The sequence below is a fragment of the Mucilaginibacter sp. GW822-FHT03E02 genome, assembly GCF_058801545.1.
In genome coordinates, this window is the sequence record NZ_JBXANJ010000001.1 from 4,185,855 (window position 1) to 4,199,120 (window position 13,266).

Consider the following 13,266-nt stretch of genomic DNA (forward strand, 5'->3'; position numbering starts at 1 on the left):
CAATTATTAATGCATTACCATGTTAGTTTCTATCTGCTCCAATGAACGGCCTTTGGTTTCGGGCATAAACTTCCACACGAAGATGAGCTGGCATACCATCATCACACAGAAAAAGGAAAAGGTAACCGCTCCACCTAACGACTCGGCCAGGTAGGGGAAACAAAAAGCTATTATCGCGGCCATTACCCAGTGAGTTGAGCTACCCAATGTTTGTCCTTTGGCACGTACCTGGTTGGGGAAAATTTCGGATATAAAAACCCAGATAACCGCCCCCTGCGAAAAGGCGAAGAAGGCGATGAACAACATCATATAAACAGGGATTGCAAACCCGCTCATGTGGCCCGAGTAAAACGTGAACGCCACCATGAATAGCGATGCTATTAACCCGAATGAGCCAACCAGCATTAATGTACGGCGCCCCACCTTATCAATAATATTGATGCCCAGCAGGGTGAATATGAAATTGATTAACCCGATGCCAACTGTGGATAGCAGCGAAGAGTGCGCACCAAGCCCGGCCATTTCAAATATGCGGGGCGCATAGTATATAATAGCGTTGATGCCCGATACCTGGTTAAAAAAGGCAAAGAGTACCGCTAATATTACCGGTGTTTTATATTGGCCCGAGAAAAGATTGCCGCTTGAAGCAGTGTCATGAAGGGTAGAATTTTTGATAGCAGCCAATTCCTGCTCGCAATTGAGCGGATTGATTACACGCAATATTTCAAGCGCCCGGCCTGTTTCGCCTTTTTTGAGGATGAGCCAGCGGGGGCTTTCGGGTATAAAATAAATGAGCGCTAAAAACAAAGCCGATGGAAAGGCCTGTACACCCAGCATCCAACGCCATGAAGCCTCGCCGCCCTGGCTAATGAGGTAGTTGGATAGGTACGAGATTAGGATACCCAGTACCACATTAAACTGGAACAAACCAACCAAACGCCCCCGCCTATCTGCAGGCGACACTTCTGAAATATAAATAGGGGCTGTTACCGATGATATGCCTACACCCAGGCCGCCCAATAACCTGAACGCTAAAAACAGGTACCAGTTATCGGCCATTGCTGTACCTATTGACGATAGGAGGTAAGCTGCAGCTACAAAGTATAAAGTATTTTTTCTTCCGAAGATATCTGATGGCCTTGCGCCGAACAATGAACCAATTACAGTACCAATAAGCGCGATAGATATAGTAAGCCCATGCTCCATGACAGACAGGTGCCAGAATTGCTGGATAGATTTTTCGGCGCCCGATATTACAGCGGTATCAAACCCGAAAAGGAAGCCACCAAGGGCCACCACCATGGACCAGGCCAGGACGGAATGTTTTCTCATAATAATTATAAAAGGTGTTAATTGGATTTACGGTTGCAAAGTAGGGCGATATGCAAGGCGGCAGTTATCGATTTTATTCCAAAACAGTACAAAAATTAAAACGGAGTTAATTATTTGATTATCAGCACAATAAAATTTATCTTTAATCCTGTACCATCCGGATGTTTGATTTTGATACACGGTATTTCCAGTTTTGATACATTATGATACAAGGGATAGCCTGCGACCGGGGGTTGTTATTTGTATTGTAAAAACATTTATCGATACTTTTGTATACATCCTCCCCAAAAAGAATTGTATTAACCAATAAAACCGTGCTTAAACTTTTACTTAATATTTTTTAATGGCTTTGCTTCATCAATTGCGCAACCTGTTATTGCCAACCATATGCATACTCATGGTGTTTACCGGCTGTAAAAAAGCCGACAAAACATCACAGTATACAATTGGCTTTTCGCAATGTGTAGGCTCTGACTTGTGGCGGCGCAATATGCTGGACGAAATGAAAATGGAGCTTTCGTTACATCCCGATGCCCGTTTTATTTATGCCGATGCCGATAACAGCAGCAAAAAACAAATTGAACAGGTGAAGCAAATGCTGAACGAAGGCATCGACCTGCTCATCATATCGCCCAACGAAGCACAACCTTTAACCGGTATAGTTGAGCAAACCTATAATAAAGGCATCCCGGTAATTGTAATTGACCGTAAAACATCATCTGACCTTTACACAGCCTATGTGGGCGCCGATAATTACCAGATTGGCAAAATGGCCGGCGAATACATTGGCAGTAATTTAAAAGGCACGGGTAATATTGTAGAGGTGATGGGCCTGCCCGGTTCTTCGCCTGCAATTGAACGGCACAGGGGCTTTAGCGATGCCCTGGCTAAATTTAATAATATCCATATCAAAGCCCAGGTTTATGGCGATTGGCTGAAGGACCATGCCCAAAAACAACTTTACCAGGTACAGCCCGATTTAAAAACAGCCGATGCCCTGTTTGCCCACAATGATGTAATGGCAGGCGCATCCAGGGAGGTGCTAAACAACCTGCATTTAAACCACCACGTTAAAGTATTAGGGGTCGACGCTATGCCCGGAGCCGGCGGCGGCCTGCAAATGGTGGCATCAAAAACTATTGATGCCAGTTTGGTATACCCCACCGGCGGTAAAGAGGCCATTACCACCGCATTCAGGATCCTGAATAAAGAAGCCTTTGCTAAAGAAAATATCCTGCAGTCGCTGGTTATCGATTCAACCAATGTGCAGCTCATGAAAATGCAGTGGAACAAAATTAACAGCCAGCAAAAGGATATTGAAAGGCAGCAATCACTATTAGAAGAGCAGCGGCAGGTTTACAACAGCCAGCAGCTGGTTTTAAATATTATTGTAATAACGCTGGTGTTGGCCATTGTTTTTGGGGGGCTTGCCTTTTACTGGCTGATGGAGAACCGAAAGATTAATAAAAGCCTGGAAGTAAAAAACAACGAGATTTTGCTGCAGCGCAACCAACTGATAGAAATGTCGGCCAGGGCCGAGGTTGCCACCGAAGCCAAGCTGAACTTTTTTACCAATATCTCGCACGAGTTCCGTACGCCCTTAACACTCATCCTATCGCCGGTTGAGGATATGATGAAAAACGAGAAGCTGAATATTATAGGCGGCAAAAATTTAAAGCTAATCCATAAAAATACGTTCAGGCTGTTAAGGTTGGTTAACCAGCTGATAGACTACCGCAAAATTGAATACGATAAACAGCAAATTAACGCGGCGCCAAACAACCTGGTAGCTTTTGTTACCGATATCATGGATAGCTTTCAGCACAATGCCCGCAAGCGGAACATCAGCCTGAGTTTAACATCGGCAGAGAAAAACATAAATGTTTGGTTTGATGCCAATATGCTTGATAAAGTTTTCTTTAACCTGTTATCCAATTCCCTTAAGTTTATTAAAGATAACGGCCGCATCCTGGTAACCTTTACCCTAAACACCGACCATGTTGAAATAGCCGTCCAGGACAACGGTATAGGCATGGAACCAGAAGAGGCCGAACACATTTTCGACCAGTTTTACCAGGCCGATAATGGCAACGCGAAGGGCTCCGGCCTGGGGCTTTCCTTATCCAAAGAGATTGTTTTGTTGCATCATGGCAGCATTAAGGTAAGCAGTAAAAAATGGCATGGAACTATTTTTACCATTACACTGCCACTGGGCAACCCTTACAATTATAGCACCGGCCAGCATGGCAAACCGGTTAGCTCAGCTGCTATTGACGAGCGTTCGCGCATTTATACTACCGACCTTGAACAGGACGAAATAAAAACCGATGCGACCGGCCTTGGCAGCCCTAAAGAGCAATCCATCCTGATAATTGAAGATAATGTCGATTTGCTGGGCTACCTTGCCGATAAACTGGGTGCCGATTACGAAGTGTTCACGGCAGATAATGGATTGCAGGGTTTGGCAGAAGCATTTGAAAAAGTGCCCGACCTTATTATATCAGATGTTGTACTGCCAGGCATGTCGGGCAAAGCGATTACCGAAAATCTTAAAACAGATATCCGCACATCGCACATCCCCGTTATTTTGCTTACGGCGCAAGCCAGCGTTGAGCAACAAATTGACGGCATTGGCAGCATGGCCGATGTTTACATGGTAAAACCTTTTAATTATGATCAGCTGCTGGCAACAGTAAAAAACCTGATCAAAAACAGGGTGATACTTAAAGAACATTTTACAAGCGACGTAAGCCACGGCAAAATACCTGCATCAAAATCGCTCGATAAAAAATTCCTTAACGATTTTGCAGGTATTGTTGAGCAAAACCTGGCCAACGAAAACTTTAATGTAGATGATATCTGCAAAACAATCGGCATATCGCGGGTACAGTTATACCGTAAAGTAAAAGCGCTGTTAGGCTGCAGCATTACCGACTATATTTTAACCCGAAGGCTAAAAAAGGCCAGGTACCTGCTCACCCACGAAGGCTATTCCATCTCCGAGATTACCTACATGGTAGGCTTTGCCAGCCCCAATTATTTTTCAACCGTGTTTAAAGCACAGTACAATTGTACCCCGAGCGAGTTTAAAAGGAAACAGGCATTGTAAGTTGAGAATGGGAATATGGGCTCAGCCAAAAACACTGTTCTCCGCTTAACCTTTTGTGGGCGGCTGAAGGCAAAATAATATTCACAACTCCGTAACCCGACGATATTGGTTTGCAGTTCCGAGCGAGAATATATTGCAGCATTTTGAGGCTATAAAATTCAAAATTTTATAGGCAACCAGTTTTATAAAATAATCATTGAGTTCTGGATTACTATTATTTTAGGTACTGATTTTGTATATTTGTTTATATGGAAAGCATTCTTATACATCCTGAAAGTGCAGAGCAACTGAAAACAGTTAAAGCTGTATTGAAAGCATTGAAGGTACAGTTTGAATCAAGCACTGTTACATTCCCTCCCCATGTCTCAGAAAGTATCAGTCGCGGAATGCAACAATACGAAGCCGGAAAAAGTATTACGCTGGAAGAATTTACTCAAAAACACTTATCAGAATAATGAACTTTGATGTCAGGTTTACTCCTGAAGCCGAAGAAACATTTCAAAATATTGTTGGGCAACTTCGCACAAGATGGGGCAACGGATTTGTAAAGAAATTTAAAAACAAAGTGGCCTCCACTTTAAAAACAATATCTTCCACACCTTACTTGTATCCGGTTGTCGAAGAACATACACAGCTGAGGAGGTGTCTGCTCCATAAAAATTGCTCAATGTTATATAAAATTTATGATCACACAATTGTGGTAATTTGTTTTTGGGACAACAGGCAAGATCCATTGATTATTTCCTAATCGCTAAAAAAAGCATAATTATAAATTAAACAAGAAATCCCGGCAAGTTTAACTACCGGGATTTCTTGTTTTTCAGCCTCTGTCAAAAGCTGGCGGCGGGGTCTTATTTCGCGCTAAATATCAAGCCCGTAACACCGGCCGTCAGGGCACCCGGTTTTACCGGTTTATAAATAAAGAACAGCTTGTGCATTTTACCATCAGTAACCGGGGTAACCGTTACATGCGCCATGCCCCCCTTTTGGTTTTTTGCCGGCGTTGGCATGCCGCCTTTACCAATCAGCTTACCATCCGGCGCATCAGCATGAAGTTCAAAATTGAAACCGTATGTTGGTGCAGCCTGCCAGAATGTAGTCAGGTTTACTGATTTTACACCGGTAAGGTCAATATCGTCAACCTCAAACCAACCTTCACCTGGCGGGATAATCATCAAATTCATACCGTTGTACTTAAACCCGGTAAAACCATTTGTTTTTTCGGCGCCGGTGAACAGGTAGTTACTGCTGTTTAAAGAAGCGATGCCGGTTCCGGTTAAGGCTTTAATTGCATCGGTACCATCATCTGTATACTTAGCTGTTAATACCAAAGTGGCCGATGGTGTTTTGCCCGGATCAGGCATGATAGTGCCTGTTGGCGGCAAGGATTTCTTTTGACTATCTTTTCCTAACGACATTACCCAGCCAATAATCTGCTCCAGATCGCCCTTTTTGATACTTGGGTGGGCCGACATGGCCGTTTCGCCCCAAACGCCAGCGCCGCCTTTGATAACCTTCTGGCTTAGCTTGTTCATGGCATCAGGATCTTTCTGGTACTTGTTGCTTACATCAATAAACGCAGGGCCTATTGATTTGCCAACCTCTTTATGGCAGCTTTTGCAATCCATGCTCAGCATAAGCGTTTTGCCGGTATTTTCGGGCGCTGTTTGCTCCAGTTGGGATGCTTCAACAGGCTTTTTATAGCCATCAATATAATCAACGTTAACTATAATACGTTTTGCATCAACCTTACTGGTTGCCGCGCCGTCAGTAACAGTAACCGCGTAGCTAAGTGGTGTGCCCGGCAGGTAAAATGATTTATTACCGCCGGTTAGTTTTACCGATACTACAGGCTGTTCGTTACCGGCATAAACTTCAACGGGGCTACCCTTGCTTGCCGCGCCTTCTGCATCTTTGGCCTCAACGTTTATTTTATAATCGCCCGGTTTGGTATAGGTATAGCTCAATTGCGGTACATCGGTTTCTTTGGTGGTACCGTCGCCCATGGTCCAGCTATAAGATATTTTGTCGCCTTCGGGATCTTTGGCCTGGGCGGTCAATTTTACGGTGAAAGGCAGCAATCCCGAACTTTTATCGGCTTTTACGCTGCTGATGATCGGCGGCCTGTTCCCTTTAATATAATCTATCCGGAATAAACCGGCATCGGGATTGTGCGTAAACCAGCCGCTGCCATATTCCAGGCCATACAACCTGCCATCAGGGCCAACTTCCATATCAATCATCGAGTTTGATTTAAGACCAGGGAAAAATGGCTCCATTTTATCAAAATCACCTTCTGGTGTCAGGCTAACGGCTTTTATCCAACCGCGCATCCATTCATAAGCCAAAAACTTTCCGTTATAATAATCGGGCAAACGGGTTTCGGCCGGGAACATATCGGTATAATAAACCGGGCCTGCCATTGCGTTACGCCCGCCCGCGCCTACCTGTGGAAAATCGGCCGAGGCCCCATAAGGGTACCATATAAATGCCGGTTGCGCCGGTGGCAAATCTGTTAACCCCGTATTATTGCGCGAGTTATTTACCGGGTGCTTAGGGTCAAATGCCGGGCCCGATTTGCCTGTGGCGTAATCATAAATATGATACGGCTTATTATCACCTACAAAATACGGCCAACCGTAGTTACCTGCATGGCGTGCCTGGTTCACTTCATCGTACCCCATCGGCCCGCGGGTGTCCAGGCTATCGTTATGTGCATCCGGGCCAACTTCGCCCCAATATAAATTACCATTTTTTTGATCGACGGAGATCCTATACGGATTCCTATCGCCCATTACATAAATTTCGGGCCGGGTTTTTGGCGTGCCTTTAGGGAAAAGGTTGCCTTCGGGGATATCGTAAGTACCATCGTCCTTAATTTTGATACGCATAATTTTACCGCGTAAATCGTTAGTATTCCCTGCCGACCGGCGGGCATCAAATTGTAAGTGACCTGGCCTGTCATCCAAAGGCGCATAGCCGCTGGTCACATATTTTTGTCCTTTTTCATCAAACGGGGTTGAGTTATCACCTGCCGAGAAGAACAGGATTTTATCAGGCCCCGGCCCAAAGGCTATTGAACCACCTGTATGACAACAAATTTCACGCTGGGCTTTTACTTCCAATATCACTTTCTCAGTCTTTTTATCCAGCGTATCATTCTTAAACGTAAACCGCGACAGGCGGTTAACCGAACTATCGGCAGGGCTATAGTAAATATACACCCAGTTATTGTTGGCAAAATCAGGGTCTTTAGCCAGGCCAAGCATACCTTCTTCGGCATTAGTACCCGGTGTGTGCAATGTTTTCCAGTATACATCAAAAAAGCCTACCTGTTTTACTTTTTGGGTAGCATGGTCATACCGCATAATCTCGCCCCGGCGCTGTATCACCAGGATATCCAGGTTGGGTAGTACGGTCATTTCGGTTGGCTCAAAAAATTCACCGGTCGAAAGCTGAGTTTTCACAAACCTGTCCTCTTCGGGCGGCGTTTGGGTTTTAGCTTTGGAGTAGTCCAGTTCTTTATTTTCGCCAATGGCATATTTAATACCGGCGGTCAGCATTTTAAGGTAATTATCGTCCTTATAAGTTTCGTCGGTATGGCCCATGGCAGTATAAAAGGCGCGGCCTCCGTCAAAATCATGATACCAGGTGGCTGGGTGCAACCCCATGCGTTTACCACCTTTATAGGTGCTTTCGTCAAGGGTAATTAAAACATGTACATCAGCTGCCAAAGCCTTTTTAAAGCTGTAAAACTCATCAGTACGTTTCCACACTTTGGGCAGGTGCCTGGTGGCGTCGTTATCGGCATCAACTACATTGTAGGTGCCTGATTGTACGTTAGGGTTTTTATCATGAATGCCGGGGTGGTCGTAAAACCAATCGCCCATTAGGCGGCCGTACCATCCCCAATCGTACTCGGTATCGGCCGCGGCATGGATGCCTACGTAACCGCCGCCAGCCTGTATATAACGTTCAAAAGCCGCTTCCTGTCGATAATCGAGCACATCACCGGTGGTGCTCAAAAATATAACGGTAGCATATTTTTTAAGGGTTGTATCATTAAACATTGCCGGGTTTTTGGTAGTATCTACATCAAACCCGTTTTGCTCCCCCAATTTTTGAATTGCGGCTATCCCTGCATCTATGGATGCATGGTGAAAGCCCATTGTTTTTGAAAATATAAGCACGCGCGGTTTACCGGGCCTGGCTTTGTTACATGATAAGTAGATGCAGCTAAGCGCTACAAGAACCAACAGGGCGATTTTTTTCATATCGACTATTATGAATGTGGGTTAAACTGGTGTTTAGAACTTGGTTTTAGGAGCTATTGTGACAAAATGATACAATCTATTGGCACTTATCAAATTTATAATTAAATATCGAAGTGTCAATACCTATTGTGTAACAATGACACAATATTTGGTGGGAGAATTTTGTCTGAACTGAGATCGGACGAATCAGATTTTTTTATTTTTTTATTTGGATCGTGGTAATCCATTGACCTGACTAATCCAGCTCATGGCAAATTCTTTACGCAACGGATACAAACCGCTTGGTTAAAACGCAGCAAAGTATGATGGTAACGCCTTGGTAGTAATTATGAACATTACCCTGTACATATGACTTTTGGATTAAGCTGGTTTTTGTCGGTTCCTGTACGCTGGTTTATTGTTATTGATTTTTTAACTTCATTTGGCCAAAACAGTTATCACCTACTGTGCAAAGTTTCATCATATCAGCTGGTCCGTATGGCGTGGTAAAAGTGGCCGGGTTCCATATGCGAACTATGTATAATTGTTCCCAATCAACGGTATTGGGTATAATAAAGCTATGACTAAGCCAATATCTTACCGGGCAGGTAGAAACGCCCTTAAAAGCATAATTTTCCTTGTCGCTCAGTTTTTCGGCAATATGGTGATGGTGAATGTTAGTGGCATGGCAAAGTTCATGAGCAACTGTAAAGACTATCAACCTGGCAATATCCGGTTTGGCAGCCCTGGCAACCACGTCCGAAAGATGTAACGTATCTATCCTTAAATGAAATGCATTATTAGTATGTTTTATATAGCTGTTTAAACGCCGGTTAAATGCATCATTACCCTGCGGGCGATCAGGAAGATAATCTGTTGCCAGGTACGGACCATACTTTATCATGTTTGCTGTATACAAACAAATTCCCTCGGTATCATCAGGCACCTGTGCGCCCTGGTATCCGGGCCGCTCAAAACTCCAAACAGGGTAAGTTGTGGCATCAACATGCTCCTCGCCAGTATTTGGATTCAAATCGTCAAAAGCATAAATGGCCACCTCATGTGTAATTATCCTGGTAGGACTGTTGTAGTTTACCCAACGATCATAAGGTAAAACATTCGAGCTGTTTGGCTCGCGCTGCGCGTACTTTGATTGTGTAAAATGATAAACCCTCACACCACTTATTTTACCATATCCTAAAGCCCCAGCTTTAATTTCAGTTTTATAAATAGCTCCATATTTTGTTTTGTCGGCCAAACCAATGGTAAACAACTCCTTCACCTGTGGCGAAAGCCTTTTATAAACAGGCTTATAATCGTCATCCTCCACCAAAAATCCCCGGTATTCGTCTATTAGCGGTATATTATCGCCGTTGTGGCGGTTATCGGGTTTAACATCCTCATCCCAATTAACAGCATATGAATCGCTGAAAATATGTTCCCGTTTTTCCCATTCATCGGCAATTTTGTTGTTGTTTAAATCATACGGCAGTGTCAAATAATCCTTGCCCTCGTCATAGTAAGGGCGGGCGGTTAGTTCGGTGCCGTTATCCAATGTCACATCGGCTTTTACCTTGGCCCATGCGCCGTAATCAAGGCACATTACACGCAGTACAGCTAAATTGCCTTCGCCATCCTTTGAAACGGCCAGGCTGTCCGTTACCGTTTCCCTGCTGAATGATTGGCTTTCGGGGCCACGCATCAGCGAATCTGACATTTTCATGTCGGCTTTTTTATTGGGCCGGCTGTCAAGCAGTGGGTAATTACTGTTGAATCCTTGGTAAGCACTTATGTTTCTGAGTTTCCAGGTTACTTTATAATTGCCGGCGTATAGCTTATTTGTGTCGTTTTTATCCCTCACTACCAACATAAACCGCGCGCTGTCATCGCCTTTGCGGTCGTCGCTGCCATCTACCTTCGGCCCCTTGGGTATCCAGTGTTCGTACATAAATTTGTAGGGTTTTATCACGGCCTCGTACTGTTGATCGGGTTCGCCTATATCGGCGGTAAAGGTTTCTTTAGTATCGCCATCGGCAGTATCATCATGCTGTGTTTTGGTATATTGAATTTTAAAGCCGCGTGCGGTTTTGGTAACCGTCATATACGCATCATCCGGATTACTTTGGGGTGCCCCGCCCCCAACCATTTTGGCCAGCCGGGGATCTGTTTGCGTACCAACCCCGATACTTTCGGCATCATCACTGTAATTGGTATGCCCATCGCCGCTGCTCACTGTGTGTATATTGATATCGGCACCGGCGGCAACCGTTGATATCACCTGTACAGGATCATACATAAATGAAAACATCATCCGTTTAACCGGTGGTTTGGTGGTAATGGCGGTGGTACCTCCATTGCCACTGTACTGCCCGTTCTCGCTCGCCATCCCGGTGAGCGAATTATCATTTAGCGCCAATGACGAAAACGACATTTGCCTGCTGATGTCTGTAGCTGCGGCCGCCTGGCTGGGCGTCATGTATTGATGATTTTCTTTTAGTTTGACAGCCACCTGATCCAGGGTGCTGGCATCGGCAACCGGCGGAGTCATGTTGCATTGCACTATTACATGCCCATTGGCTTCGTACAGCATAGGCGCTTTTGCCGATTTGCCATAAACCCGGTAAACAGTTGAGCCAGAAGCGCCACCCCGCCTATGCTGCGACGATAGTTTAGTGTAATTAAATCTTACGGTGGTGTAGGTAGTATCGTAATGGTGTACAGCAAGTAACTGGTTGCCGTTTGGCAATGCCTGGGCCTGTTGCTGCGTTACAGCCTTCATCAACGAATCTCTAAATTTCAGGATTTGTGCGGGTGTCATGGTGCGTATGCGGCGTGCCATCCGTAAGGCCTCCGCCTGTGTTGGTGCCTGGCCATAAACAATGCCCGCGCATAACACAAACAAAAAAGTAAAACCGCAACATATACATCGTTTCATGACCAGTTATTAAATCGTAATTATTCGTTTTCAATTGTACAGATTCCGCTGGCGCTTGTTGGCCACCGCACTTGGCTGTTATTTTCCAATCAAATCACTTAGTTTTTGCCAGTCAATTAGTTTTACAGCTTCATCAATATCGGCCGAACCGCCCTTAAGGGTACTTAAAAACAACACACTTTGGCCTGTTTAAATATTTATCCTGGTGTTAAGTCATAAGTACTCTGGCTGCTTAAAATTGAAAAGAATTAATTTACCGGATACCGTGTTTTAGTAAGTGGCGTTTTTTGCCAACAAGTGGTAGGTATATGAAGGGGATATAATGAGGTGTACGGCTAAATGGAGTAAAAAACCTTTAGAAACAGCAAAGCCCCTGATGGGCAGGGGCCTTTACTAACCAATTATAAACCTAAATTATGAGAAGAGCTGTAGGAGAAGGGGTCGAACCTTCACGGAGTGGTTATTTTTATTGCTAAAAGTTTCCCAATTTCTCCGCCACCGCGACAAGGAGGTGTGTCTGCCAAAAATTTCACCATCCTACATGATATAAATCCCGTCTTTCATGGATTTGCTGTTGGGGAAGGATTCGAACCTCCACAGAGTAGTTAGCCCGCTTCGGGTTTTCTATGATCTCCGCCACCGGGACAAGGAGGTGTGTCTGCCAAAAATTTCACCACCCAACATTGTTTTTTGTTTAAAGAACGATAGGCAATTGTCATTTGCTTGATACAAATTTAAGAGAGATGTCAATTCCTTGCAAATATTTCAACAAAAATATTTTATTTTTATTCAAATTTTAATTAAACTTGTATTTCAATATAGATATTCAAATTTATGTCCCACAGAAAAGCTCAAAATTTAGAAATTGATAATCTCGATATCCAGATTTTATCAATATTAATGAAAAATGCTACCACGCCATACACCGAGATAGCTAAAGAGTTAATAGTTTCTGGCGGAACCATACACGTGCGGATGAAAAAGTTGGAGGAGATGGGTGTAATTAAGGGTGCCAGTCTGGAGGTAGATCCGCAAAAGTTAGGGTATGATATTACCGCTTTTTTGGGTATTTACCTGGAAAAGGGATCGCAATATAACGAGGCTGTAAAACAGTTAAAAACTATAAAAGAGATAGTTGAGCTGCATTATACCACCGGCGAGTGGAGTATTTTTGCCAAAATTGTATGCCACGATACTACCCACCTGCGCGAGGTTTTAAACGAGCAGATACAGGGTGTAAAAGGCATTCAACGTACCGAAACCTTCATATCGCTTGAAGAAAGTATAAGGAGGCAGATTACCTTAGAATAACCATTACCAAACGATTCGCGATTTTTTAAGAAAGGCTGTTATCTGGGTTTAGGCCCGGGATAACGGTCTTTTTTATGGAATAAATGTCATATTTTTCCTGTCATGCTGAGGCACGAAGCATCTCCTATGATGAAATTTGCCAGTAAATAAGGCAATTGCTCTTGAAAAGCGATAATAGATTAGATAAAGTTATATTTTTCCAATAAAAAAACCAAAGCGTGGCCATGTTTTTTTATTTTCATGTGCAGATCAAAAGAGGAAGCAGGCGCTGCTGAGGAACAACCTGCCAGCAATATGATCTGCTGAACCAAGGATAAAGGGCCTCT

Annotated in this window: 6 protein-coding genes and 1 tRNA gene; 3 read left to right on the forward strand and 4 right to left on the reverse strand. The window is 44.0% G+C overall.

Going from position 1 to position 13,266, the window contains the following annotated elements:
• Positions 1-6: 6 nt before the first annotated feature.
• The gene (locus AC1RM2_RS17430) at positions 7-1,332 is read right to left on the reverse strand and encodes a sugar porter family MFS transporter (protein ID WP_492986461.1); all 1,326 of its coding nucleotides are present in this window, start codon (positions 1,330-1,332) and stop codon (positions 7-9) included.
• 343 nt (positions 1,333-1,675) lie between these two features.
• Here AC1RM2_RS17430 and AC1RM2_RS17435 point away from each other — a divergent pair, with 343 nt between their 5' ends.
• Positions 1,676-4,441, forward strand: a complete 2,766-nt coding sequence (locus AC1RM2_RS17435; protein WP_492986462.1) for a substrate-binding domain-containing protein — start codon at positions 1,676-1,678, stop codon at positions 4,439-4,441.
• A gap of 248 nt (positions 4,442-4,689) precedes the next feature.
• Positions 4,690-4,896 carry a DUF2683 family protein gene (locus tag AC1RM2_RS17440; protein ID WP_477354749.1) on the forward strand — a complete coding sequence of 69 codons (207 nt, stop codon included), beginning with the start codon at positions 4,690-4,692 and terminating at the stop codon, positions 4,894-4,896.
• A 396-nt stretch (positions 4,897-5,292) separates the two neighbouring features.
• Here AC1RM2_RS17440 and AC1RM2_RS17445 read toward each other — a convergent pair whose 3' ends face one another.
• The 3 genes from AC1RM2_RS17445 to AC1RM2_RS17455 all read right to left on the reverse strand — a co-directional run bounded on the left by AC1RM2_RS17445 (position 5,293) and on the right by AC1RM2_RS17455 (position 12,312).
• A complete protein-coding gene (locus tag AC1RM2_RS17445; RefSeq protein ID WP_492986463.1) occupies positions 5,293-8,715 on the reverse strand; it encodes a ThuA domain-containing protein in 3,423 nt (1,140 codons plus the stop codon).
• Positions 8,716-9,115: 400 nt separating this feature from the next.
• Entirely contained in the window at positions 9,116-11,629 is a 2,514-nt protein-coding gene (locus AC1RM2_RS17450) for a hypothetical protein (protein ID WP_492986464.1), read from the reverse strand.
• 571 nt (positions 11,630-12,200) lie between these two features.
• Positions 12,201-12,312, reverse strand: a tRNA-Asp gene (locus AC1RM2_RS17455).
• A gap of 151 nt (positions 12,313-12,463) precedes the next feature.
• Between AC1RM2_RS17455 and AC1RM2_RS17460 the strand changes: the two genes are divergently transcribed.
• Positions 12,464-12,940, forward strand: a complete 477-nt coding sequence (locus tag AC1RM2_RS17460; RefSeq protein WP_076373882.1) for an Lrp/AsnC ligand binding domain-containing protein — start codon at positions 12,464-12,466, stop codon at positions 12,938-12,940.
• Positions 12,941-13,266: the final 326 nt, after the last annotated feature.